At 69.2% G+C, this 24482-nt stretch carries 25 protein-coding genes; 14 read left to right on the forward strand and 11 right to left on the reverse strand.

Annotated features, from left to right (window positions below; translation table 11 throughout):
* Positions 1–307 precede the first annotated feature (307 nt).
* Complete coding sequence (gene xseA, locus ACKI2N_RS04795) at positions 308–1693, forward strand: exodeoxyribonuclease VII large subunit (RefSeq protein ID WP_426990501.1); 1386 nt, start codon at positions 308–310, stop codon at positions 1691–1693.
* Positions 1694–1865: 172 nt separating this feature from the next.
* Complete coding sequence (gene sodB, locus ACKI2N_RS04800) at positions 1866–2447, forward strand: superoxide dismutase [Fe] (RefSeq protein ID WP_420995417.1); 582 nt, start codon at positions 1866–1868, stop codon at positions 2445–2447.
* A 91-nt stretch (positions 2448–2538) separates the two neighbouring features.
* On the opposite strand, the gene ACKI2N_RS04805 is transcribed toward sodB, so the two are convergent.
* The 4 genes from ACKI2N_RS04805 to ACKI2N_RS04820 all read right to left on the reverse strand — a co-directional run bounded on the left by ACKI2N_RS04805 (position 2539) and on the right by ACKI2N_RS04820 (position 6689).
* On the reverse strand, positions 2539–3558 hold the full coding sequence (locus tag ACKI2N_RS04805) for a LysR family transcriptional regulator (RefSeq protein WP_420995418.1): 1020 nt from the start codon (positions 3556–3558) through the stop codon (positions 2539–2541).
* A 161-nt stretch (positions 3559–3719) separates the two neighbouring features.
* A complete protein-coding gene (locus tag ACKI2N_RS04810; RefSeq protein ID WP_420995419.1) occupies positions 3720–4586 on the reverse strand; it encodes an oxidoreductase in 867 nt (288 codons plus the stop codon).
* Between the two features lie 334 nt (positions 4587–4920).
* Entirely contained in the window at positions 4921–5898 is a 978-nt protein-coding gene (locus ACKI2N_RS04815) for a quinone oxidoreductase family protein (protein ID WP_420995420.1), read from the reverse strand.
* 35 nt (positions 5899–5933) lie between these two features.
* Entirely contained in the window at positions 5934–6689 is a 756-nt protein-coding gene (locus tag ACKI2N_RS04820) for an SDR family NAD(P)-dependent oxidoreductase (protein ID WP_420995421.1), read from the reverse strand.
* 204 nt (positions 6690–6893) lie between these two features.
* On the opposite strand from ACKI2N_RS04820, the gene ACKI2N_RS04825 reads away from it, so the two are divergent.
* On the forward strand, positions 6894–7454 hold the full coding sequence (locus ACKI2N_RS04825; RefSeq protein ID WP_426990505.1) for a hypothetical protein: 561 nt from the start codon (positions 6894–6896) through the stop codon (positions 7452–7454).
* A gap of 15 nt (positions 7455–7469) precedes the next feature.
* On the opposite strand, the gene ACKI2N_RS04830 is transcribed toward ACKI2N_RS04825, so the two are convergent.
* Both ACKI2N_RS04830 and ACKI2N_RS04835 read right to left on the reverse strand, forming a co-directional pair.
* Entirely contained in the window at positions 7470–8000 is a 531-nt protein-coding gene (locus ACKI2N_RS04830; protein ID WP_420995423.1) for an isochorismatase family protein, read from the reverse strand.
* Between the two features lie 43 nt (positions 8001–8043).
* Positions 8044–9645, reverse strand: a complete 1602-nt coding sequence (locus ACKI2N_RS04835) for a 4-hydroxyphenylacetate 3-hydroxylase family protein (protein ID WP_420995424.1) — start codon at positions 9643–9645, stop codon at positions 8044–8046.
* A 249-nt stretch (positions 9646–9894) separates the two neighbouring features.
* Here ACKI2N_RS04835 and ACKI2N_RS04840 point away from each other — a divergent pair, with 249 nt between their 5' ends.
* Positions 9895–10926, forward strand: coding sequence for an alpha/beta fold hydrolase (locus tag ACKI2N_RS04840; protein ID WP_420995425.1), 1032 nt, complete (start codon positions 9895–9897; stop codon positions 10924–10926).
* A gap of 16 nt (positions 10927–10942) precedes the next feature.
* On the opposite strand, the gene ACKI2N_RS04845 is transcribed toward ACKI2N_RS04840, so the two are convergent.
* Entirely contained in the window at positions 10943–12001 is a 1059-nt protein-coding gene (locus ACKI2N_RS04845) for a Ku protein (RefSeq protein ID WP_420995426.1), read from the reverse strand.
* A gap of 81 nt (positions 12002–12082) precedes the next feature.
* The gene (gene ligD, locus ACKI2N_RS04850) at positions 12083–14785 is read right to left on the reverse strand and encodes a DNA ligase D (protein ID WP_420995427.1); all 2703 of its coding nucleotides are present in this window, start codon (positions 14783–14785) and stop codon (positions 12083–12085) included.
* Between the two features lie 352 nt (positions 14786–15137).
* Here ligD and ACKI2N_RS04855 point away from each other — a divergent pair, with 352 nt between their 5' ends.
* The 5 genes from ACKI2N_RS04855 (at position 15138) to ACKI2N_RS04875 (ending at position 17166) form a co-directional block, all read left to right on the forward strand.
* On the forward strand, positions 15138–15452 hold the full coding sequence (locus ACKI2N_RS04855; protein ID WP_420995428.1) for a hypothetical protein: 315 nt from the start codon (positions 15138–15140) through the stop codon (positions 15450–15452).
* Positions 15453–15552: 100 nt separating this feature from the next.
* On the forward strand, positions 15553–15747 hold the full coding sequence (locus tag ACKI2N_RS04860; protein ID WP_420995429.1) for a hypothetical protein: 195 nt from the start codon (positions 15553–15555) through the stop codon (positions 15745–15747).
* A 258-nt stretch (positions 15748–16005) separates the two neighbouring features.
* Positions 16006–16209 (forward strand): cold-shock protein, encoded by a 204-nt coding sequence (locus ACKI2N_RS04865; protein ID WP_020202065.1) that lies wholly within the window; start codon positions 16006–16008, stop codon positions 16207–16209.
* A gap of 151 nt (positions 16210–16360) precedes the next feature.
* Positions 16361–16645: a hypothetical protein gene (locus ACKI2N_RS04870; protein ID WP_420995430.1), complete on the forward strand. Its 285-nt coding sequence runs from the start codon at positions 16361–16363 to the stop codon at positions 16643–16645.
* A gap of 143 nt (positions 16646–16788) precedes the next feature.
* Positions 16789–17166 (forward strand): hypothetical protein, encoded by a 378-nt coding sequence (locus ACKI2N_RS04875; protein WP_420995431.1) that lies wholly within the window; start codon positions 16789–16791, stop codon positions 17164–17166.
* A 69-nt stretch (positions 17167–17235) separates the two neighbouring features.
* Here ACKI2N_RS04875 and ACKI2N_RS04880 read toward each other — a convergent pair whose 3' ends face one another.
* Positions 17236–17478 carry a hypothetical protein gene (locus tag ACKI2N_RS04880; RefSeq protein ID WP_420995432.1) on the reverse strand — a complete coding sequence of 81 codons (243 nt, stop codon included), beginning with the start codon at positions 17476–17478 and terminating at the stop codon, positions 17236–17238.
* 264 nt (positions 17479–17742) lie between these two features.
* On the opposite strand from ACKI2N_RS04880, the gene ACKI2N_RS04885 reads away from it, so the two are divergent.
* Entirely contained in the window at positions 17743–17913 is a 171-nt protein-coding gene (locus tag ACKI2N_RS04885) for a hypothetical protein (RefSeq protein WP_420995433.1), read from the forward strand.
* Positions 17914–17938: 25 nt separating this feature from the next.
* On the opposite strand, the gene ACKI2N_RS04890 is transcribed toward ACKI2N_RS04885, so the two are convergent.
* Positions 17939–19441, reverse strand: coding sequence for a tripartite tricarboxylate transporter permease (locus ACKI2N_RS04890; protein WP_420995434.1), 1503 nt, complete (start codon positions 19439–19441; stop codon positions 17939–17941).
* 289 nt (positions 19442–19730) lie between these two features.
* On the opposite strand from ACKI2N_RS04890, the gene hisN reads away from it, so the two are divergent.
* From hisN to ppk2, 4 genes are all read left to right on the forward strand, one after another.
* Entirely contained in the window at positions 19731–20522 is a 792-nt protein-coding gene (gene hisN, locus ACKI2N_RS04895; RefSeq protein ID WP_420995435.1) for a histidinol-phosphatase, read from the forward strand.
* A gap of 107 nt (positions 20523–20629) precedes the next feature.
* Positions 20630–21883: an Hsp70 family protein gene (locus ACKI2N_RS04900; RefSeq protein ID WP_420995436.1), complete on the forward strand. Its 1254-nt coding sequence runs from the start codon at positions 20630–20632 to the stop codon at positions 21881–21883.
* A gap of 90 nt (positions 21884–21973) precedes the next feature.
* On the forward strand, positions 21974–22993 hold the full coding sequence (locus ACKI2N_RS04905) for a transporter (protein WP_420995437.1): 1020 nt from the start codon (positions 21974–21976) through the stop codon (positions 22991–22993).
* A gap of 117 nt (positions 22994–23110) precedes the next feature.
* Entirely contained in the window at positions 23111–24028 is a 918-nt protein-coding gene (gene ppk2 / locus ACKI2N_RS04910) for a polyphosphate kinase 2 (protein WP_420995438.1), read from the forward strand.
* A 72-nt stretch (positions 24029–24100) separates the two neighbouring features.
* Here ppk2 and ACKI2N_RS04915 read toward each other — a convergent pair whose 3' ends face one another.
* Positions 24101–24298: a DUF1289 domain-containing protein gene (locus ACKI2N_RS04915; RefSeq protein WP_420995439.1), complete on the reverse strand. Its 198-nt coding sequence runs from the start codon at positions 24296–24298 to the stop codon at positions 24101–24103.
* Positions 24299–24482 lie beyond the last annotated feature (184 nt).

A 24482-nucleotide genomic window follows, 5' to 3' on the forward strand; every position in this document is an offset into this window, starting at 1 on the left:
GTTTACCCACAGCAGGCCGGCGGCGGGCCGCCAAACTATCCACAGGCAGCGGCCTTCCAGCGAGGTTGTCCAGAGTTCCTGTGGATAACTTTGTGAACAAGCCGGGGGCGCAGCCGGTAAGTCGTTGACGCATAAGGGGTTTGCTTACATTGCTTAAAAAATAAGACGGCAGAAACCACATAAGAATCAAAGGCTTGTGTCAAGTCATGCGGCTTTGCGGGTCGACGGGCCTCCCCACGCCAAGAGGCTTGACAGAGCGGTTATGCTGTGGACATGTCAATTCCACGCCGCATGCCCGGCTGTGCCCATGCCCGAATCGCTGAACTTTTCGCGTGAATCCCAGCCTATGGCGCCCGCGGGCGGCCGCGAAGCCATTCCTGTCGGCGAGCTCAACCACGCCATTTCCCAGGTGCTCGAACGCAATTTCCCGCTGACCTGGGTAAGGGGAGAAATCTCCAATTTCACCCGCGCCGCCAGCGGCCACTGGTACTTTTCGCTCAAGGACGCGCGCGCGCAGATCCGCTGCGTGATGTTCCGCGGGCGCAACCAGCATGTCGGCTTCGTGCCGCGCGAGGGCGAGGCGGTGGAGGTGCGCGCGCTGGTGTCGATGTACGAGGCGCGCGGCGAGCTGCAGCTTGGCGTGGAAGCCATGCGCCGCGCGGGCCTGGGCAATCTCTACGAAGCCTTCCTGCGCCTGAAGGAAAAACTCGCCCAGGCCGGCCTGTTCGCGCCCGAGCGCAAGCGCCCGGTGCCGGCCCATCCGCGCGCCATCGGCGTGGTGACGTCGCTGCAGGCCGCCGCGCTGCGCGACGTGCTCAGCACGCTGCGCCGGCGCGCGCCGCACGTGCCGGTGGTGGTCTATCCGGTGCCGGTGCAGGGCGCGGGCGCCGCCGAGAAGATCGCCGCGATGATCGATACGGCCAGCGCGCGCAACGAATGCGACGTGCTGATCCTGTGCCGCGGCGGCGGCAGCATCGAAGACCTGTGGTCGTTCAACGAGGAATGCGTGGCGCAGGCCATCGCGCGCTGCGCGGTGCCGCTGGTGTCCGGCGTGGGCCACGAAACCGATTTCACCATCGCCGATTTCGTCGCCGACGTGCGCGCGCCCACGCCCACCGGCGCCGCCGAGCTGGTCAGCCCGGACCGCGCCCACATGCTGGCGCAGGCCCTGCGCGCGCGCACCGCGCTCGCCCAGTGCATGCAGCGCCAGCTCGACCGCCGCGCCCAGGGCCTGGACTGGCTGGCGCGCCGCCTGCGCAGCCCGCAGGCGCAATTGCAGGAGCGCCGCCTGCAGGTCGACAACCTGATGCGGCACCTGCGCAGCGCCCTGCGCGACACCGTGGCGGCGCGCCGCCACCGCCAGCAGGTGCTGGCCATGCGCTGGGCCGCCGGCCGCCCCGACCTGGCCGCAGCCCAGGCCGAGCTGCGGCGCGCGGCGCTGCGCCTGGGCGACGCCGCGCGCCGCCAGCACGAGCGCGCCGGGCAGCGCTGGCAGCGCGCCGCCGGCGCGCTCGAACTGCTGGCGCCGCAGCGCACGCTGGAACGCGGCTATGCCGTGCTGCTCGACCAGCGCGGCCACGCGCTGCGCTCGCCGGCCGAGCTGCGCGCCGGCAGCACCATCGAGGTCCACCTGGCCGAAGGCGTGGCCGACGCCGGCATCGCCAGCGTCCAGCCGCGGCTGGCCGAACTGTAGGCTCGGGCGGGCCGCCGGGGCACGCTGCCGAAGCGTCGGCGGTCCACCGACAGCGAACGCATATCGATGAACCTAATATGTTCGAGGGGGCTTTGTTTCCCGCGTTTGCGCGGGTCTGGCAAGTCCCCTACAATCGACATCTCCCGTCCTTCAACCCCACAGAGACAAAACAATGGAACATACTCTCCCCCCGCTGCCCTACGCGCATGATGCGCTCGCTCCGCACATCTCCAAGGAGACCCTGGAGTTCCATCACGACAAGCATCACCAGACCTACGTCACCAACCTGAACAACCTGATCAAGGGCACCGAGTTCGAGAACTCGACCCTCGAGGAAATCGTCAAGAAGTCCTCCGGCGGCATCTTCAACAACGCCGCCCAGGTGTGGAACCACACCTTCTACTGGGACTCGCTCAAGCCCAACGGCGGCGGCCAGCCGACCGGCGCGCTGGCAGATGCCATCAACGCCAAGTGGGGCTCGTTCGACAAGTTCAAGGAAGAATTCACCAAGACCGCGGTCGGCACCTTCGGTTCGGGCTGGGCCTGGCTGGTCAAGAAGGCCGACGGCTCGCTGGACCTGGTCTCCACCTCCAACGCCGCCACCCCGCTGACCACCGACGCCAAGCCGCTGCTGACCTGCGACGTGTGGGAGCACGCCTATTACATCGACTACCGCAATGCCCGTCCGAAGTATGTCGAGGCATTCTGGAACGTCGTGAACTGGGACTTCGCCGGCAAGAATTTCGCAGGCTGAGCGTTGCGGCGCGACAGTCCGGTCCGGCAACATCCGGGCCGGCGCAAGCGCCCCGAAGTTTGCAGAAGAGCCCTCCGTCGCGAGGGCTTTTTCATTCCGGCCGACCCGCGCCGCGCGATGGACGGCGCGGGGCCGGCCGGGCCCCGGTCTTCGCCGCGGGCGCCTTGCCCGCCGCGCGCGGCCGCACCGAGGTGCCGGGCAGCCCCATCAGCGAATCCTCCCGGCCGCGGCTCGTCTCCAGCACGAAGTCGATGAAGCGCCGCACCCGCACCGGAATATGCGTGCGGCGGGGGTAATACATGTACAAGCCGACGTTGTTGCTGCCGTAGCCGGGAAGAATGGCGACGAGCCGCCCGGCATCGAGGTCGTCCTGCACCATGTAGGCTGTCAGTTGCCCGATGCCGATGCCGGCCCGCACGGCCTGGATCTCGGTCTCCACGTCGGTGAACGTGGCCACCGCAGGCACTTCCATGTAGACGAGGTCGCCGTCGATGGTCAGTTCCCATGGCACCAGGCGGCCCGTGGCCGGACGCCGGAAGCCGGTGCACTGGTGCCGCAGCAATGCGTCGGGCGTGTCCGGCGCTCCATGCCGCGCGAGGTAGTCGGGCGAGGCACAGACGATCAGTGGCAGGTCGCACAGCCGGCGCGCCACCAGGTTTGGCCCCGGGCTTGTGCCGGCCCGGAAGCCGACGTCGATCTTCGCCTCGACGAGGTCGGTAAACATGTCGCTCAGCACCACGTCGAAGGTAATGCCGGGGTATTGCTCGCGGAACCCGCGGATCAGCGGCACCACCACGCGGGAGCCGACCGAGTGCGGCGCCGTCACGCGCACGACGCCGTCGTTGTCGCTGCGGCTGCTGCGCACTTGTTCCAGGGCCTCATCCAGTTGCCGCATGCCGGGGTCCGCCAGCTCGAACAGCCGGGCGCCTTCGGTGGTCAGGCTCAGCTTGCGCGTGGTGCGGTGGAACAGCCGCACGCCCAGGTGCTCCTCCAGCGTGCGCACCGCCTTGCTGACCGCCTGCGGCGTGACCTCCGCCTCCACCGCCGCCCGCGCGAAACTCTTTGCGCGCACCACCCCGAGGAACAGCGTCAGCACCCTGGCCTTGTCCATGCTCTGCCAACCCTCGGTTGCGAATGAAGCAGGAATGGTACGCCTGGTCCGGCGCTTCAGGTGCCTGCCGCCGCGCTCGATCCCTGTTTGCTTGCGGACCTGACGCCATGAACTAGCGAAGCAGGAAGGCAGGCGGCGAGTGCGGGCGAAGCGCGGCGGCGTCAGGCGGCGGCAAAGTCCGTGGAGGCCGAGAGCGCGCGCCAGGTCTCCGTTTCGCGCGTCACGAACTCGTGCTTCTGGGCAATGGCGCGCAGCGTGTCGGTGCCCAGCGGCAGGCGCAGCGGCGGCGTTTGCGCGCGCGCCAGTTCCACCATCGCCTGCGCCAGCTTTTCCGGGTCTCCCGGCTGCTGGCGATTCAAGGTGGCCGCAACGGCGCGCACCGCGCCGGACGTCGGCGCATAGTCGCCGATGACGTTGGGAGACACGGCCAGCGACGACTGGTCGAGGAAATCGGTGCGGAAGTAGCCTGGCTCGACCACCGTGACATGGATGCCCAGCGGCGCGAGTTCGCCGTGCAGCGCTTCGGTCAGGCCCTCGACGGCGAACTTGGTCGAGGAATAGACGCCAAAGCCCACCGCCGAGCGGTAGCCGCCGATCGACGAGATGTTGATGACATGGCCGGCGCGGCGCGCGCGCATGGAGGGCAGCACGGCCCGGGTCACGTTAAGCACGCCGAAGACGTTGGTCTCGTACAGCCGGCGGGTCTCGGCGAGCGTGGCTTCCTCGACCGCGCCCAGCAGGCCGAAACCCGCGTTGTTGACGAGCACGTCGATGCGGCCGAAGCGCGCCAGCGCGGCCTGCACCGCGGCCGCCGCTTCCTCTTCGCTGGTCACGTCGAGGCGCACTGGGAACAGCGCCGGTCCTTCGCCCAGGGCTGCGGCGATGGCGTCGACGTTGCGGCCGGCGGCCACCACGGCGTCGCCTTCGGCCAGCGCTGCCTTGGCGATCAGCGCGCCGATGCCGCGCGAGGCGCCGGTAATCAGCCATACGCGCTTGAAATCCTGGGTCGGGGTGAGGGGGGAAGTCATGGTCTGCTCCTTGAACACGGGTCGGTGAGAGGCTTGCGTGGCGGCTTTGCCGGATCTGCCGTGCGTCGCCGTCGGGACCAATGTAGAAGCCGCGCCCTCTGCGCACTAGGGTGATGAATGGCGTTTCAATGGAAACCCATGGTTGATAATTCACGCGGTGCCGCGGTCGCGCCGCGCACGGTCGGCCGGGGCGTGAGTTCGACGATGACCGGCGCGGCATCGGGCCGGTCGATCTTCTCCACCGGTAGCCGCGCGGCCTGTTCGCCCACCTAGCGGACGTCGATCTTGGCGGCCAGATTCTTCAGCGCGAGGCGCCTGCGTTCGGGCCGGGCCCTCACGGCGTGAGCACCACCCGTTCGGCGGCGCCTTGCAGCACGGCGCGGTAGGCATCCTTCGCGCGCGCGAGCGCATAGGTGTGCGCGGGCAGCACCGGGAACGGCCTGAGCGCGCCCGTTTCGAACAGCGGCGCGAGCTTGTCGAGGATGCGCGCGCAGGCTTCGCTGTCCAGCGCCAGCGTATCGACGCCGACGAAGGTGTGCTGCCCGCGGTAGAAGGCGAAGATATCGAACGGCACCGGCTTCTCGACGGTGGAGATGAAGATCTGCGCCGCCCCGATCGCCATGGCCCGGTTGGCCTGCTCGAAATACGGGCTGCCCACGGTGTTGTAGACCACGTCGGCGCCGTGGCCGGCGGTTTCCTCGCGCACCACGGCGGCGATGTCCTCGCCGCTGGCATCGATCACGCGCACCGCGCCGCTGGCGTGTCCCCGGTAAGCGCTGCCGCGGCGCTCCGCGGCAAAGACGCGCGCGCCCAGCGCGGTGGCGATCTGGATGGCGGCCTGGCCGACCTTGCCGTTGCCGCCGCATACCAGCACCACGCTGCCCGCCTGCGGCAGGCCGGCGCGGCGCAGTCCTTCGTACGCGGTGATGAACGGCACGCCGAGCGCGCCGGCTTCGAGCAAGGTGATGCCGGCGGGTTTCTCGCGCACGGCCGCGGCGGGCAGGCTGAGATACCTGCCATGCGTGCCGTCGCGCCGGATGCCGAGCTCGCCGCCGCTGCCCCAGACCTGCTTGCCGACGAGGGCGGCCGGGCCCTCCACCACGGTGCCGGCATAGTCGCGGCCCGGCGTGCGCGGCCAGACCGCATGCGGCATGAGGCCGAGCGCGGCTTTCACGTCGCTGGGGTTGACCGCCGCGCTCGCGACCTCGACGACGCAGCCGCCGGCCGCCGCCGCGGGGCGCGGGACTTCCGCCAGCTCCAGCTCGAGCGAGTCGATGTCGGCGCCCTTCGCGTTGACTCGGATGGCGTTCACCTGGACCTCCGTCGATGATGGCGCGCGCGCCGGGCTCAGCCGAGCAGCCGGCCGCCGTCGACCACGAAGGTGGTGCCGGTGGCGAAGCGCAGCGAAGTCGCGCAGGCGGCGATCGCATCCGCCACGTCCTGCGCCTGGCCCACGCGCCGCAGCGGCGTGGTCCTGGCCGCGCGCTCGTTGAAGGCGGCGTCGCGCCCGGGCACGAAGCCGGTATCCACCACGCCCGGCGAGACGTTGAGCACGCGGATCTGCGGCGCCAGCGCGCGCCCGAGCGACATGGCCATGGCGTCGAGGCCGGCCTTGGCCGCGCAGTACGCCACGTTGCTGCCCTGGCCGTTGCGGCCCGCGATGGATCCCACGTTGACCACCAGGCCGTCGCCGTTGGCCCGCAGCAGCGGCGCGAACGCGCGGATCGCGGCGAACTGGCCGCGCCAGTTGACGGCGAACAGTTCGTCGATCAGGTCGTCGTCCAGCGCATCGAGGTCGGCATGGGGAATCGCCCGCGTGAAACCGGCGCTGTTGACCAGGATGTCGGCGCGGCCGTAGTGCCGGCCGACCTGATCCGCCAGCGCGCGCAGCGAGGCGCTGTCGCCCACCTGCGCGGCGGCGGCAAGATGGTTGCCGGCGGGCAGCGCGGCCACGGCGCCGGCCGCGGTATCCGCATTGCGCCCGGCCAGGACCACGCTCGCGCCGAACTGCGCGAGGGTATTGCCGGCGGCGCGGCCGATGCCGCCGGTGCCGCCGAGGATCACGGCGACCTTGCCGGAAAGGGAAGAGGGATTCGGGTTCATCGCATCGAGGGATCGGGGCCGCGGCCTGGGAGAGGACGGCCTTGCGAAGGATGGCGTTGCCGCAAAGCCGCTATTTGCAAACGTTTGCATCATTATGGACGGCGGCGTGCGGTGGTCAAGGAGGAAGTCGGGGCCGCGGACGCATCTGCCCTTAAACCGTATATACTGTTTATATCGTTACAGTTTCAAGAAAGAAGAATCCGGATGCATTCCCCCATCATCAAGGCGCCGACCGACTCAACCTTCTACTTCCCCATGAGCATGGATACTCCCAGCAAGCAGGCAGTCACGTCCTCCCGCAAGGCACGCAAATCCTCCGCCAAGGCGGCGCCGGCCAAGACCGCCGAGACCGCGGCCAACGTGGTGAAGGCGGCAAAGACGGATAAGGCGACGAAGGCGACCAAGGTGGACAAGGCGGCGAAGCCGGCCAAGGCGGCAAAGACCCCGAAGGCTCCCAAGGCCGGCAGCCCGGCACGCGCGGAAAAAGCCCCCAAGGCCGCGGTGCCCGAGGCCGCCAGGCCCGAAGAAAAGGCCAGGCGCCCGAAGAAGGAAAAAGTGGTCCGCGACAGCTTCACCATGCCGAAGTCGGACTACGAGCAGATCGACGCGCTCAAGCAGCGCTGCCTCGGCGCCGGCGTCGCCGCGAAGAAAAGCGAGCTGCTGCGCGCGGGCCTGATCCTGCTGTCCGGCCTGGACGACCAGCACCTGCTGGCGGCGGTTGCGAGCCTGGAAGCGGTCAAGACCGGGCGCCCCGCCAAGTCCTGACCGGGCGGGGCCGGCCTACCTGACCAGCGCCAGCACCTCGCGAAAGCGGGCGTGCCGGCTGCTGCGCATCCATTCGAAGGCCGCCATTTCCACCGTCACCACCGTCGCGCCGGCCTGCCGCAGGCGCTCGACCGCGGCGGCGTGGCTCGCCGGCTGGCGCGAGCCGGTGGCGTCGGCCACCAGGCTGACGCCGAAGCCGCGCCGCAGCAGGCCCATCGCGGTCTGCAGCACGCACACATGGGCTTCGCAGCCCGCGATCGCCACCGTCTTGCGTCCGGCGGGCAGGGCTTCGGCCAGGCCGTCCTCGCAGCCATCGAAATGATCCTTCGCCAGGGTCAGCCCGCACAGCTTCCTGACATCGGCGAGATTCTCGCCCAGGCTCGCCGGGCTTTGCTCGGTGCCGATCACCGGCACGCCGAGGAGCGCCGCGATGCTGGCAAGCCGCACGCTTTCACGCACCACGCGCTCGCCTTCATGGATGGCCGGCATCAGCCGCGCCTGCAGGTCCACCAGGACCAGCACGGAATCTTCGGCATTCAGTAGCACGTTCGTCTCCACGGTTCGCAAGGTTGGGTTCCGGCCTGAGCGGTCAGCCGTCATTGTCGCCGTTCTCGCCATTTCCGCGCTTCGGGAGCGCGGGCAGGTCCACCATGACCGGCGTGCCCGGCACCGTGCACCCCTGCGAGCAGCACTTGCCCGGCTGCGTGTTGCGGGTGACCGGCCGTGTGGCCGCGCGCCCGGGCGCCTCGGCCAGGCCGCGCCCCAGCAGGCGCTCGACCAGCTGCACCTTCGAGCCCACCGGATAGTGCCGGTAGATCTCGCGCTTCATCGCCTCGGGCGAGCCGCCGCCGTGCAGGCTGATGACGGAGTACCAGCCGCCCTGGTAGGAGGCGGTCAGGTCTTCGATAAAGCGCGCGGTCTCGATGCGCTTGTCGTAGGGCACCTCGGGGCTGGCGCGCAGCACGTCCTGCAGCGTGGCGGCGGTGTGCGGGTTGTGGTCCTCGTCGGGGCCGGGCAGGGCGACGATCAGGCCGCCCGAGACATAGTGGGCGATGCGCTGCATGTCGTAGATCTGCGTGGCCAGCAGCAGCTTGCCGATATTGGCGAAGACCGGGTCGGGCATGAAGTTCCGCGCCGCGGTGTCCTGCGTGGCATACACCGAGGCGGCCACGCCGCAGGCGTAGAAGCCCTCGGTGATCTTGATCAGCTCGACCATCTGGTCGCGCAGGTGCGGCTCCTCGCCGGGGTCGAAGCCGTTGGCCTCGCACATCAGCGCGCCCGCGCCGATCAGCAGATCGCCGAAGCCGGCGCGCGCGCCGATGCAGCTATGCCGGTGATGGGTGGCGTAGCTGTACGTCATGAAACCGCTGTGTTCCCATTCGCCCGCGTAGAACACGCGCTCCCACGGCACGAACACGTCGTCGAAGACCACCACGCCGGTCGACTGGCCGTACCTGCCGGAGAACAGCGCCGCCTTCTCGCCGGGCCGCCCGGCCGGACGCGCGATGATGGTGACGCCCTGCGCGTCCACGGGCACGGCGCAGCAGACGGCGAAGTCCGCGTCTTCCCGGCCCATGTTGCGGCACGGCATGACGAGGAACTCGTGCATGTACGGCGCCCCCGTGACGATGGCCTTGGTGCCCGAGATGCGGATGCCGGCGCCGTCCCGGCGCGTCACGTGCACATAGGCGTTGGCGTTGCCTTGCTGGTGCGGCCGCTTGCTGCGGTCGCCCTTGGCGTCGGTCATGGCGATGCCGAGCGCAAGGTCGCGCTCCTGCGCGGCATGCAGGTAGTGCATGAACCGCTCGCGGTGCTCGGTGGTGCCGCGTGCGTCGTCGATGCGCGCCGACACCTGGAGAATCGCATTGAGCGCGTCGTGCGCGAGGTAGCGCTGCGCGCAGCCGGTTTCCTGGCACACCAGGCGCACTGCCTCGAGCTTGTCGAGCAGGTCGCCGCTGCTGGCGTCGATGTGCAGCATGCGGTTGACCAGCCTGCCGCTGCTGTCCTGCGTGGCGGTCATCAGCCGGGCGGACTCGGGCCGCAGCGCATAGTCGTAGGTCAGGCCCAGGGCGTTGATGCCGGGGCGCAGCGCAGGCTCGTTGGCCACGCTTTCGACCGCGCGCCCGTCGACGAACACCTTCGGGCGATATTGCCGCAGCGACTCTTCATAGTGACGCGAGGACATCAGCATGGGAGGTCTCCTTGTGCCGCGGGCGGCCTGGTCGCCGCTTGCCGGTGCATCGCTTCCCAATTTAAACGCTGCGCCGGCCGCTTACAAGCGCGCGCGCGCCGCACCGCCCTGCAGCCGCCGCGGCTTTCCGCTACGATGCCGTTTCCCGGAGCGGGTAGCCCGCTTCTTGCCCGATGGCCTGTCCGATCGTTCCTTTTGTCGTTCCGTCCCTTTCCCCTCTTTGTCTCTCTGTCGCCAGGATTTCCTGTCATGCGTCTTTCGCGCCAATTTCTGCTTCCCTTGCTGACCACCGCTGCCATTGCCGCGGCCCCGCCCGTGCTGGCCGCCGACGACGGCCCGGCCTACGGCCCCGAGCTGCAGGGCTTCGACTATCCCGCACCGGTCCAGCAATACAACTTCACCTCGCAGGGCGAGGCCATGCACATGGCCTACATGGACATCAGGCCGGAGCGGCCCAACGGGCGCACCGCGGTGCTGCTGCACGGCAAGAATTTCTGCGCGGCGACCTGGGAAGGCAGCATCAAGGCGCTGAGCGCCGCGGGCTACCGCGTGGTCGCGCCGGACCAGATCGGCTTCTGCAAGTCCAGCAAGCCGGCGCGCTACCAGTACACATTCCAGCAGCTCGCGCGCAACACGCACGCGCTGCTGGAGTCGATCGGCGTGAAGGAGGCGGTGGTGATCGGCCATTCCACCGGCGGCATGCTGGCGATGCGCTATGCGCTGATGTATCCGCAGCAGACCGTGCAACTCGCGCTGGTCAACCCGATCGGCCTGGAAGACTGGAAGGCCAAGGGCGTGCCCTCGCTGTCGGTCGACCAGTGGTACGCGCGCGAACTGGCCACCAGCGCCGACAAGATCCGCAGCTACGAGCAGGCCACCTACTACTCGGGCACCTGGCGCCAGGACTACGAGCCCTGGGTGCAGATGCTGGCCGGCCTGAACCGCGGGCCGGGCAAGCAGCAGGTGGCGTGGAACTCCGCGCTGATCTACGACATGATCTTCACCCAGCCGGTGGTCTACGAGCTGGGCGCGCTGAAGACGCCGACGCTGCTGCTGATCGGCGACAAGGACACCACCGCCATCGCCAAGGATGCCGCGCCGCCCGAAGTGCGCGCCAAGGTCGGCAACTATCCCGAGCTGGCCCGGCAGACGCTCGCCGCGCTGCCCGACGCGAAGCTGGTGGAATTCCCCGAACTGGGCCATGCGCCGCAGATGCAGGACCCGCAGGCTTTCCACAAGGCGCTGCTCGACGGCCTGGCGGCGCTGCCGGCGGGCCGCTGAGGCTGTCCGGGCCGCCTCAGGCGGCGCGCTTGCGCGGCGCTGCCCTGGCGGCGGCCTTGCGGCCGGCGGACGACTTGGCGGTCTTGCTGGCCTTCGCCGCCCGGGCCGCGGGTTCCGCCGCTTTCGTTGCCGCCTTCGCCGCCGCTTTGGTCGCCGCCTTTTTTGCCACCTTCCTTGCCACCTTCCTTGCCGTCTTGCCCGCCGGCTTATCCGTCCGCTTATCCGCCCCCTCATCCGCCCCCTCATCCGCCGCGCGGGCTTCCTCCGGCCCCTTGCCGCGCTGCGCGATGCTCTGCCTGAGCAACGCCATCATGTCGATCACCTTGGCGCCCTGGCGCGGCTCGGCGGCGCCCTCGTCGGCCGGCGTCAGCTCGTGCGTCCTGCCCGCGGCGACCTTCTCGTCGATGCGCGCCATCAGGTCGTCGCGATAGGTGTCCTTGTATTGCCCGGGCGCCCATTCCTCGCTCATGTCCTCGATCAGCCTGGCGGCCATGTCGATCTCGCGCGGGCCCACGCCGGTGCCCTTGGCGCCGGGCTTGGGCAGGCGCAGGTCCGACAGAGGCGCCACCTCGTCGGCGAAACGCATGGTGTTGAGCACCAGCGCGTTCTCCACCACCAGCAGCGCGGCCAGGTGCTGGCGGTTGCGGATCACCACGCGCGCCAGCGCCGCGCGGCCGGTGCTGCGCATGGTCTCGCGCAGCAGCACGTAGCCCTTGTCGCCGCGCTTGTCCGGCTCCAGGTAGTACGGCGTCTCGAAGTAGTAGGGCGGGATGCGGCCGGCCTCGACGAAGCTGACGATGTCCACGGTCTGCGTGGCCTCGACGTTGGCGCGCCGGAAGTCCTCGTCGGACAGCAGCACGTACTCGCCTTTCTCGTATTCGTAGCCCTTGACGATGTCGTCCTTGCCGACCACCTTGCCGGTGCGCTTGTTGACGCGCTGGTAGCCGATCCGCGCCATGTCGCGGCGGTCCAGCATGTCGAGGTCGAGGCTGCCTTCGCGGGCCGCCGGCTTGAGGGCCACCGGGATGTTGACCAGCCCGAACGAAATGGCGCCTTTCCATAGAACGCGGGACATGGTGTTTCTCCTGTCGTGAATCGGTGGCGCGCGGCGTTGATGTCGCCACCACGGCGCCACCCCAGCGCCACCCCAGCGCCATCATGCCGCCAGCAGCTTGATGGCCCGGGCGAGCGTCTGGCGTACCTTGGCGTAGCCGTCCCACGGGTCCGCGCGCTGCGCGCCGATGCGCTCGTGCAGATTCGTGATGTTCCACTGCGCGCCCGACGTGATGCCGTCGAGCTCGTCCCACGCCAGCGGCACCGACACGCCCAGCCCGGGCCGCGCCCGCGCCGAGTACGCCGCCACCGTGGTGGCGCCGAAGCCGTTGCGCAGGTAGTCGATGAAGATCTTGCCGACGCGGTTGCGCGGCCCGCTCTTGGCGACGAAGCGCTGCGGCACGGTCTGCGCCATGTGCAGCACGAGCTGGTGCGAGAAGTCCTTCACCGCCTCCCACTCCAGCCGCGCCGCGAGCGGCAGCACCACGTGCAGGCCCTTGCCGCCGCTGGTCTTGAGAAAGCCGCGCAGGCCCAGTTCGTCGAGCACCGCCTTCATCATGGCCGCGCCTTCGCGCACGCGCTCGAACGGCACGCCTTCGCCGGGGTCGAGGTCGAACACCACGCGGTCCGGCTTGCCGATCGCGCGCTTGCCGGCGTTCCAGGTGTGGAACTCGATCACGTTGAACTGCGCCGCGGCGACGATGCCCGCTTCGGTGGCGATCTCCAGCAGCGGCGGGTGCTCGGGCCAGAGCGCGGGATCGAGCGCGTTGATGCCGGGCATGCGCAGCGTGTCGCCGTGCTTCTGGAAGAACAGCTCGCCGCCGACGCCGGCCGGCCCGCGCACCAGCGCCACCGGACGGCCGCGCAGGTGCGGCAGCAGCAGCGGGGCGATGGCCTCGTAATAGGCCACCAGATGGCCCTTGGTCAGGCCGGTGGAAGGATCGATGACGCGCTCGGCGTGGCTGACGCGCACGCCACTGCCTGCGCCGGCGGCCTGGGCCGCGCGTTTCTGCTTGCCCTTGGCGCCGGTGGTTTCCGTGGCTGCCCTGGCGGCCTTGGCGGGAGCGGTCTTGCGTGCCGGCCTTCCCGCCTTCGCGGTATCCGCCGCCTTCACCGTCTCCACTGCTTCCACCGCTTCCACTGCCTTCTCCACCGAGATCGCCGCGGCCGGCTTGTCGCTGCGCAGCCCGTGGAACACCGCGTGCCGCACGCGGCCTTCCTGCGTCCAGCTGCCGAACGAGACTTCGGCCACCAGCTTCGGCCTGACCCAGTGCGCGCGCATGCGGCCCACCGGCCGGGCCTGCTTGTCGTCGAGCGGGGAGTCGTCCTGCCGCAGCGGCGCCAGCTTGCGTTCCAGCGCCGCGAGCGTCTGCGTGTCGAAACCGGTGCCGACCTTGCCGGCGTAGCGCAGCTTGCCGCGCTCGTCGTGCACGCCGAGCAGCAGCGCGCCGATGCCCTGGCGAGAGCCGGCCGGATCGGTGTAGCCCACCACCACGAATTCCTGCCGCTGGGTGCACTTGAGCTTGATCCACGTGCGCGAGCGCGCGGACACATAGGGCGCGCTGGCCAGCTTGCCGATCACGCCTTCGAGCTGCAGCTTGCAGGCCGCCGGCAGCAGCTCGGCGGGACCGGCCTCGAAGCTCTCGCTGAAGCGCAGGCGGCTGGCGGCGTTGCCTTCCATCACGCGCCGCAACAGGTCGCGGCGCGCCGCCAGCGGCACCTCGCGCAGGTCGAAGCCGTTGCAGTAGGGCAGGTCGAAGACGTAGAACTGCACAGCCTCCACCTGCTCGCTCTCGAAGGCGTTCTGCAGGGCCTGGAAATCCGTCCTGCCCTGCTTGTCGGCGATCACGATCTCGCCGTCCAGCCAGCCCGAGCGCAGGCCCAGCGCCGCCACCGCAGCGGCCAGGCTGCGCAGGCGCGAGGTCCAGTCGTTGCCGTTGCGCGTGAACAGGCGCACCTCGTCGCCGTCGACGCGCGCCAGCACGCGGTAGCCGTCGAACTTGACCTCGTAGCGCCAGTCCTCGTCCTGTGCCGGCGCATGCTCGACCAGCGTGGCGAGCTGGGGCGCGAGCATCAGCGGCAGCCGCGCGGCCCTGGCGCCGGGCGGCATGCCGTCCTTGCCGGGACCCGCCGCCTTGCCGGGCGCCCGGGCGCGGCTGCCGGCGCGTTTCGGGGCGGTTTTCGAAGCGGTCTTCGCGGGGGCCTTGGGCGCGGCGGTCGACGCCGCCTTCGCAGTCGTTTCCGCGCCGCCCGCGGTGCCGGACAACACGCTGTCCGGCATGGCTTCCACCACGTCGAAGGCCGCGGCGGCGCGCGCTGCTTCGTCGCGCTCCTTGATCAGCAGCCAGGCCGGCTTGGCGGGGTCCTGGTTGCGGCCGTGCATGCGTACCAGGGTCCAGTGCCCGTGCAGTTTCTCGCCTTCCAGCGCGAACTTGAGCTTGCCGTCGCGGTAGCCGGCGCGCGGGTCGCCGTCCGGCACCCAGGTGCCGCGGTCCCACACGATGACGGTGCCGGCGCCGTACTGGCCCGGCGGGATGACGCCCTCGAAGGTGCCGTAGTCGAGCGGGTGGTCTTCCACCTGCACGGCCATGCGCTTGTCGGCGGGGTCCAGGCTGGGCCCCTTGGGCACGGCCCAGCTCTTCAGGGTGCCGTCCAGTTCCAGGCGGAAGTCGTAGTGCAGGCGCCGCGCCGCATGTTTCTGGATCACGAAGGAGAGCGTGGCGGCGCGCTTGCCCACGCGTCCCTCGGGCTCGCCGGTGACGGTGAAATCGCGCTTGCGGCGGTACTTGTCCAGTTGGCTCGGCATCTTGCTACCCCGCTGCGGAAGTCAGAAAAGTGATCCAGGGACGGCACAAGGAGGCAGCGGCATGGCATGCCTGCCTGAAGTGATGGCAGAAACCGTGCCCGCCGCCGCGGCCGGGCGCAGGGAACGATTCCTGCATTGGCTGCATTGGCCCCATCCTACGCCCGCGCTCCCGACCTGTGCGGGCCTGCCAGCCGCGGCGCCGGGCGCCGGTGGCGCAGGGCGGAAGGGCGGAGTCCTCTGGCCCGTGTATCTTTTTCGAACCATGCAGCGCAAGCCTTGTAAAAAATTCAACCGACTCGCCGCCGCATTGTCAAAGCGTGTACGGCCTGCCGCGCTCGCAGCGCGCGGGGCCGTGCTCGGTCTCGTGCTGGGCCTCGGCGCGGGTGCCGCCTGGGCCGAGCCGGCCAGTCCGGCCGCCGCCGAGGCGGCCAACTGCGGCGACCTGCTCGCCATCGTGCGCGACAGCCTCGACAAGGAGGCCGAGGTATCGTGCGCACGCGGCAGCGCGGCGGCGTCCTGCGGCGAGCGCAAGCGCCCCCTGCAGGCCGTCACTTCCTATATCCGCCAGCGCGCCGCCAACGGCGGCGACGATTGCGACACCCTGCTCGAGGTCAACCGGCGGCTGCGCGCGCTGGCGCCCAGGCCCGAACCCGGCGAGGCCCGCTGAGACCGCCGGGGCCGCGCGCGGTGCTACCATGCGCGCTGCCCGCCGGCCCGGGCAAGGCGTCCGGGCGGCCAGACCTATTTCTTACCGCAGGGGAATCTGGATGGATCCGACCGTAGTGATCAGCACCTTCGAGCGCATTGCCACCGACGAGACCGTCGAACTCTCGGTCGACGACGCCGTGGCGGGCCTGGCCGCGCTGCTGGCCAGCGAATCGTTCTCGGACGCGGCGCGCGCGCTGCTTGAGAAGGTGGGCGCCACGCTGTACCGGGTCGGGCTGGACGGCTACGAAGACTGAGCGCACGGGGCCGGACACACGGCGCGGGCCCCGCCGGCCGGGTTTTTGCGCTTTCCGGCGTACTTTTTTTGCTGCTTCGTTGACACCGACCCCCCGGGCCTGTATAAACGCTGATGCAGGTCTTTCAAGCGGTTACTCCGATGTTATGGGTCGTCCCCTCCAAGCGGCGATTCAATTGCTCCATGTTCCTTCCTTGATCGTCGTGCCTGGTGAGCATCAGGCTCATTCAGAACTTTTAAGGTTTAAAGGATATCCAGCATGGAAACCGGTACCGTCAAGTGGTTCAATGATTCCAAGGGCTTCGGCTTCATCACGCCGGACGCAGGCGGCAACGACCTGTTCGCGCACTTCTCCGAAATCCAGGGCAGCGGCTTCAAGTCCCTGCAGGAAGGCCAGAAGGTGCGTTACGTAGCCGGCGTTGGCCAGAAGGGCCCGGCAGCGACCAAGATCGAACCGATCTGATCGCAGCAAGCCTCACCGCTAGAAAAACCCCGCTCTGCGGGGTTTTTTTATGGCCGGAACCGGCCGCAATCCGCCGGCGTCGCCGCAAATAAATGGCGAGCGGCGACGGCGATAGGAGTAGAGTGAGGAGCATCGAACTGCGGAGCGGATCATGGATGCCAACCCGATTGCAAGCTATAAAGGGTACGACCTTTACCCGCTCGTATACAAGCATGCGGTGGTGCGCAACTGGCCCGAGCGCAAGCCGGACCGCACCTTCGACGCCGCCGTGGTGATCTGCCGCGAAGGCGGCGAACCGAGCGGCGGCCACGCCCGCACGTTCCGCCTCGACAGCACCCAGTGGGACAACGTCGGCGCCGCGCGCCGCGGCGTGCTGCGCTATGCCGAGGACATCATCAACGGCGCGGTTCCCGGCCAGTCCGTGGTATCTCTCTGACCTCCGGCCCGGGGGGCGCCGCACGGGCCGCGGCCATCCCCGGCAACATGGCGGACCGCCGCAGCGCGGACCGGTCCGCGTCGGTGGCCTGCCTGCCTGTCAAATCCAGCCGCGCACGCCGCGGCCTCGCGAGCGAACACACCATGAGCAAGGTTGCCGCACCGTCGAATTTCCTGTGTACCCTGCCCGGCGAAGGCAAGGGCATTGCCTATCACGTTGCCGTCAGTTTCGTCGACGCCAGCCGTCCGAACGGCGTGCGCTTCACCAGCTTCGTCGGCGATGGCCGGCGCTCGTTCGGTGTGCAGGCGAGCGAGGACGCGGCGCTGGCCGGCGACGTCGCCGGCAGCTCCGAAGCGCTGTGCCGCCTCGCCATCGGCCAGGCGATCCGCGACAACCTCTATGACAAGAGCGGCGAGGGCGACTACGTGCTCGACCTGCAGGCCCAGCCGTGGGACGGCGAACTGCGTCCGGTCGGCTCGCGCGCGGCCGCCGGCGTGCCGCGCATGCGCTTTCCCAGCTAGCCGGCGCGCCGCTTTCCCGGCGGCCTGCCGCACCTGCTGCCGGACTCGCTGCCGGACCGGCAGCCGATGCTACTTGCCCTCGTCCGGCACGTTGTAGTTCTGCTGCAGGGAAACGGTGAAGGGCCGGATCTTCTCGAGACAGGCCTTGCTGTTCTCGCCTTCCATGGTGGAGACGGTCCAGTTGCAGCCATCCGCGCCGGGCGCGTGCCAGACCACGTCGCCGAAGCAGGTGCCGGTGCATTCGGCATACTTCTGCTGCTCGGCGCGGATCATCGCGCGCAGTTCCGCCTTGTGCTTGATCTGTCTGCTCATCGTTGTCTCCCGTGATGCCGGCGTTTTCTGGGCAGCATACGCCGTTTGCCCGAGGGTGTGCGATTTGTTTTGCGCGCGGCAGACGCCGTCGCGGGCCGCGCAAAATCCCGGCGTGGACCCGCGTGTTAGCGCCTATGCTGGCAGCAAGGGCGGAAGCGCCGGCGCACTGCCGGCGCGCGCCAGACAAGTCGAGGGGACGAAATGCGGCGGGACATGTCTTTCGCGGACCGCGTTCTGACAGCACTGCGGGCCGACAGCCAGGCCATGCTGAGCGACCTCCAGCTGGCCAAGGCGCTCGGCAATGTCGAGGCCTCCAAGCTCAGCCACCACTTGCTGCTGCTCCAGGATGCCGGCCTGGTGGCGAAGACCGCCACCTCCGGCTGGCGCCTGACTTGGGCCGGCCACGACCGCGCGGAGGCGCGCGGCGCGACCTAGCCGCGCACCGCGCGCCGGCCGCGCGTCATTCTTCCTGGAAGGCCTCTTCGCGCTTGGCCTTGATCGACGGCAGCGCCACGATGCAGACCAGCAGCGCCGCCGCGATCAGCAGCCCCATCGACAGCGGGCGCGTCACGAACACGCTGAACGCACCGCGCGACAGCAGCAGCGCGCGGCGGAAGTTCTCTTCCATCATCGGTCCCAGCACGAAGCCCAGCAGCAGCGGCGCCGGCTCGCACTTGAGCTTGATGAACAGGTAGCCGATCACGCCGAAGGCCGCCGCGGTGAAGACGTCGAAGGTCTGGTTGTTGACCGAGTACACGCCGATGCAGCAGAAGGTCAGGATGGCCGGGTACAGGTAGCGGTAGGGCACCTGCAGCAGCTTGACCCAGATGCCGATCAGCGGCAGGTTCAGGATGATCAGCATGAAGTTGCCGATCCACATCGAGGCGATCAGGCCCCAGAACAGCGCGGGGTTGCTGGTCATGACCTGCGGGCCCGGCTGGATGTTGTGGATGGTCATCGCGCCGACCATCAGCGCCATCACGGCGTTGGGCGGGATGCCCAGCGTCAGCAGCGGGATGAAGGAGGTCTGCGCGGCCGCGTTGTTGGCCGATTCCGGACCGGCCACGCCCTCGATGGCGCCCTTGCCGAACTCATGCGAGTACTTGGAGGTCTTCTTTTCCAGCGAATAGGCCGCGAACGAGGCCAGCGCCGCGCCGCCGCCCGGCAGGATGCCCAGCACCGAGCCCAGCGCGGTGCCGCGCAGCACCGCCGGGATCATGCGGCGGAAGTCGGCCTTGCTCGGCCACAGGTTGGTGACGTGGTCGGTGAAGGTCTCGCGGTTTTCCTTCTGCTCCAGGTTGGCGATGATTTCCGCGAAGCCGAACATGCCCATGGCCAGCGCGACGAAGTCCACGCCGTCGGTGAGCTCGGGCACGTCGAACGAGAAGCGCGCGGCGCCCGAGTTCACGTCGGTGCCGACCAGGCCCAGCAGCAGCCCCAGCACGATCATGGACACCGCCTTGGGCAGCGAGCCCGAGGCCAGCACCACGGCGCCGATCAGGCCCAGCACCATCAGCGAGAAATATTCGGCCGGGCCGAACTTGAAGGCCAGCTCCGACAGCGGCGTGGCGAACGCCGCCAGGATCAGCGTCGATACGCAGCCGGCGAAGAACGAGCCGAGGCCGGCGGTGGCCAGCGCCACCCCCGCCCGCCCTCGCCGCGCCATCTGGTAGCCGTCGATGGTGGTCACCACCGACGACGACTCGCCGGGCAGGTTGACCAGGATGGCGGTGGTGGAGCCGCCGTACTGCGCGCCGTAGTAAATACCGGCCAGCATGATCAGCGCGGCCACCGGGGGCAGGGTGTAGGTCACCGGCAGCAGCATGGCGATGGTGGCCAGCGGGCCGATGCCAGGCAGCACGCCGATCAGGGTGCCCAGCACGCAGCCAAGGAAACAGTAGCCCACGTTCTGCAGCGTCAGGGCCGTGGAAAATCCCAGGCCCAGATGTTCGATCAAATCCATGACGCCGTCTCCCGGCCTGCATTGTGGTGCCACGAGATCGTCCTCGACAGCAGGCGTGCGCAGGTTGCGCGCCTCGGTGGCTCACCAATCACACTAGGCGCATGTGCTTTCATCCGCCTTTCAGCGGGGCCGCTCGCGGGTATTCACCGATACGGCGGAGGCGCGGATCACCGCGGGCCAAGGACGATCGGCGCGGCCCTTCCACACAGCGCCGGCGCGCCGGCCGCAGCCCGCTACAATGCCGGATTGCCGGCCGCGCGCCGCTCCCACTCCGCCACAGGACGCCCCCATGCCGCTGAGCGCCGAGCAGTTGACCGAATACATGGATTTCGCCGCCAGCCTCGCGCAGGCCGCCGGCGCCGCCAGCCTGCCGTATTTCCGCAGCGCCCCGGCGGTGCAGGACAAGGGAGGCCGGCATTTCGACCCGGTCACCGAGGCCGACAAGGCCGCCGAGCACGCCATGCGCGCGCTGATCCGCGCGCGCTATCCGCAGCACGGCATCCTCGGCGAGGAAGAGGAACGCGTGGCCGGCAGCTCGCCGCTGACCTGGGTGCTCGATCCCATCGACGGCACGCGCGCCTTCATCACCGGCCTGCCGCTGTGGGGCACGCTGATCGCCCTCAACGACGGCCAGCGCCCCGTGCTGGGCGTGATGGACCAGCCGTACACGCGCGAGCGCTTCAGCGGCGACGGCCGCGGCGCGTGGCTCAACGGCCAGCCGCTGCGCACGCGCGCATGCGCGGAGCTGGCGCAGGCCAAGGTGATGTGCACCACGCCGGAGATGTTCGACGACGCGGCCCAGTTCGCGGCGTTCCGCCGCGTTGCCGACGCCGCCCGCATGCAACGCTACGGCGGCGACTGCTATGCCTATTGCATGGTCGCCGCCGGCCACGTCGATGCGGTGGTCGAGGCCGGCCTCAAGCCGTACGACGTGCAGGCGCTGATTCCCATCGTGCAGGGCGCCGGCGGCGTGATGACGAGCTGGAGCGGCGGCGACGCGCAGCACGGCGGCACGGTGGTCGCCTGTGGCGACGCGCGCCTGCACGCGCAGATACTGGCGCTGCTCGACGCGCCAGCCTGAGCGCACCGGCCTGAGCGCCCGCCGCGCCCGCGTCATGAAACGATCACGGGCCGGCGGGAGAGTATGATGCTGACCTCTTTTTTTGCTGTACGGAAGAAACCAGAAACATGACGTCCAACGCATGCGGCCTCGATTTCGGCACCTCCAATTCCACGGTGGGCTGGGTCCGTCCGGGCCAGGCCACGCTGTTGCCGCTCGAAGACGGCAAGCTGACGCTGCCGTCGGTGATCTTTTTCCATGCGGAAGACCCGCTGGTCAGCTACGGCCGCGCCGCGCTCGGCGACTACCTGGCCGGCTACGAGGGCCGGCTGATGCGCTCGCTCAAGAGCCTGCTGGGTACCTCGATGATGGAGGACAGCACCGAGGTGATGGGGCAGGCCATGCCGTTCCGCAAGCTGCTCGCGCATTTCATCGGCGAGCTCAAGCAGCGGGCCGAGGGCGCCGCGGGCGCGCGCTTCGAGCAGGTCGTGCTGGGCCGCCCGGTGTTCTTCATCGACGAAGACGAGCAGGCCGACCGGCTTGCCGAGCAGACCCTGCGCGAGATCGCCGCCGACGCCGGCTTCAAGGACATCGAGTTCCAGTTCGAGCCGATCGCCGCGGCGTTCGACTACGAAGCCACGATCGGGCGCGAGGAGCTGGTGCTGGTGGCCGACATCGGCGGCGGCACCTCCGACTTCTCGCTGGTGCGCCTGTCGCCCGAGCGCGCCGGCAAGACCGACCGGCGCGGCGACATCCTGGCCAACGGCGGCGTGCACATCGGCGGCACCGACTTCGACAAGAGCCTGAGCCTGGCCAGCGTGATGCCCTTCCTCGGCCTGGGCAGCGAACTGCGCAACGGCAAGGCGATGCCGTCGGGACAGTACTTCGACCTGGCCAGCTGGCACACCATCAACCAGGTGTACACGCGCAAGGCGTGGTCGCATGTGATGGACAACTACCGCGACGCCGCCGACACCGTCAAGCTCGATCGCCTGATCAGCCTCATCAAGCAGCGCGCGGGCCACTGGCTGGCGATCCAGGTGGAAGCGGCCAAGATCGCGCTGTCCGCCGACCCGCACACCGAGCTCGACCTGGGCCGCATTGCGCCGGGCGAGACCATGGCCATCAGCCGCGCCGACTTCGACCGCGCCATCGGCAAGCTGGTCGGCAAGACCGAGCAGACCGTGCAGGCGCTGCTGCGCGACGCCGGCGTGCAGGCCGACGCCATCGACACGGTGTTGTTTACCGGCGGATCGAGCAGCGTGCCGCTGCTGCGCGAGCGGCTTTCCGACCTGATTCCCGGCGCGCAGCGCATCGAGGGCGACCTGTTCGGCGGCATCGGCTCGGGACTGGCGCTGGACGCGCGCCGCAAGTTCGGCTGAGCGCGGGGCGGGGGAGGGCGCGAGCGGCCTCTCCCCGCCGCCATGCCGTCATGCTAATGTGCCGTTTTCGCGCAATCGAAGAGGCAACACATGCAAGCGGCAATCGTCGAAGCCGGCTACGGCTCCGATCCGGTCGGCCTGGTCAGCGGCTTCCGCTTCCCGCCGGGCGAGCCGGGCCAGTCCATCGACTCGGCCAGCGCATCCGCCTGGCTCAAGGCGCCGCCGCCCGGCGACGAATTCATCTGGCTGCACTTCAACCTCTCGCACAGTGCCTGCGAGCGCTGGCTCAAGGCGCAGATGGACCTTCCGGAAGGGTTCTTCGAGGCGCTGCGCGAAGGCTCGCGCTCCACGCGCATCGAGCGGCTCGACACGGCGCTGCTGGCCGTGGTCAACGACGTCATCTATAACTTCGGCGTCACTTCCACCGACATCTCCACGCTGTGGGCCTGCGCCGACCGCCGCCTGCTGGTGACGGCGCGCCTCAAGCCGCTGCGCTCGGTCGACCAGCTGCGCGCCTCGGTCAAGCACGGCGAGGTGTTCGCCTCGCCGCTGTCGCTGCTGGTGCACCTGCTGCGCGACCAGGCCGACGTGCTGGTGCGCATCGTGCGCGAGACCACCGCCAACGTGGACCAGATCGAAGATCGCCTGCTGTCCCAGCGGCTGCAGGGCAATCGCGTGGAGCTGGGCTCGATGCGGCGCGGACTGGTGCGCCTGCAGCGCCTGCTGGCGCCCGAGCCCGGCGCGCTGTTCCGCCTGCTCAACCGGCCGCCGCCCTGGCTGCGCGAGGAAGACAGCCTGGACCTGCGCGCTTCCACCGAGGAATTCTCGCTGGTGCTCAACGACCTCACGGCGCTGGTCGAGCGCATCAAGCTGCTGCAGGAAGAAATCGCCGCCAAGCTCAACGAGCAGACCAACCGCACGCTGTTCACGCTGACCCTGGTGACGGTGCTGGCACTGCCGATCAACATCGTGGCGGGCTTCTTCGGCATGAACGTGGGCGGCATCCCGCTGGCGGACCATCCGCACGGTTTCTGGGTGCTGGTGGTGCTGGTGGCCAGCTTCACCGTGCTGGCCGGGCGCTGGGCGTTCCGCAAGCAGGAGAATTACTGAGCGGCTCCGCCCGCGGCTGCACCGCGGCGGTGCGCCGGCCGGGCGGCGCGGCCGTTCACGCCGGCGTCATATGGCGGTGCTAGCGTGGCGCGTTGTTTGTGCGAACAGGAGCATGCGATGAGACCAGAAGAGAGCGAGCTGATCCGGCGTATCCACCGCGAGGTGGCCGATCACTATGACGAAGAACTCGAACTGGAACTGGAGGACCATCACGTCGATTCGCTGTTCGGCGAGGGCGGCGGCGGCCTCGACGAAGCGGAGCGCGCGGCGCGCCGCAACTATTTCCGCGAGCTGTTCCGCCTGCAGGGCGAACTGGTCAAGCTGCAGAGCTGGGTGGTGGAAACCGGCCACAAGGTCGTGATCCTGTTCGAAGGGCGCGACGCCGCCGGCAAGGGCGGCGTGATCAAGCGCATCACGCAGCGCCTCAATCCGCGCGTGGCCCGCGTGGCCGCGCTGCCCGCGCCCAACGACCGCGAGCGCACGCAGTGGTATTTCCAGCGCTACGTCTCGCACCTGCCCGCGGCCGGCGAGATCGTCCTGTTCGACCGCAGCTGGTACAACCGCGCCGGAGTCGAGCACGTGATGGGTTTCTGCACCGACGACCAGTACGAGGAGTTCTTCCGCTCGGTGCCGGAGTTCGAGCGCATGCTGGTGCGCTCGGGCATCCAGGTCATCAAGTACTGGTTCTCGATCTCCGACGAAGAGCAGCACCTGCGCTTCCTCTCGCGCATCCACGATCCGCTCAAGCAGTGGAAGCTCAGTCCGATGGACCTGGAGTCGCGCCGCCGCTGGGAAGACTACACGCGCGCCAAGGAAGTCATGATCGACCGCACCCACATCGCCGAAGCGCCGTGGTGGGTGGTGCAGGCGGTGGACAAGAAGAAGGCGCGCCTGAACTGCATCCATCACCTGCTGCAGCAGATGCCCTACGTCGAGCGCGTGCAGCCGCCGGTGGTGCTGCCGCAGCGCGAGCGGCACGAGGACTACTCGCGCCAGCCGGTGCCGCAGGAAATGATCGTTCCCGAAGTCTACTGACCCCGGGCGGCAGCGCCGGCGGGTCCGCGCGGCCGGCCGGCGCCGCTCATCTGGTGCGCTCATCTCGCGCACTCATGCCGCGCTTTCCTTCTTCCTGGCGCCGCGCAGTTCCGCCTCGCGCTGCGCGCGCGCGGCGATGATCTTGCGCCGTTTCTTGTTCTTCATTTCCTTCCACGCCTTGCATTCCTTGCGCGTGCGCAGGCATCCCCTGCAGTAGCCGGTGGCGTCGTCGAACTTGCAGATCTTGATGCAGGGCGAGGGCACGCTCATGCCCGGCTCCCGCGCGCCGGGCAGCACACGGCACACGCCTTGCTTCGGGTCAGGGCAGCGGGTGCGCGCGGGAGGGAGCGTGGCAGCGCGGGCCGCAGTGCAGGCAGCGGCACAGGAAAGCGGATTCGGAACATGGCAGCCTTGGCGTGGTGGCAAGCGGCGGTAATTTTTTCAAACGCCGCCA

The organism is Cupriavidus sp. 30B13 (assembly GCF_049059565.2).
GTDB lineage: Bacteria > Pseudomonadota > Gammaproteobacteria > Burkholderiales > Burkholderiaceae > Cupriavidus.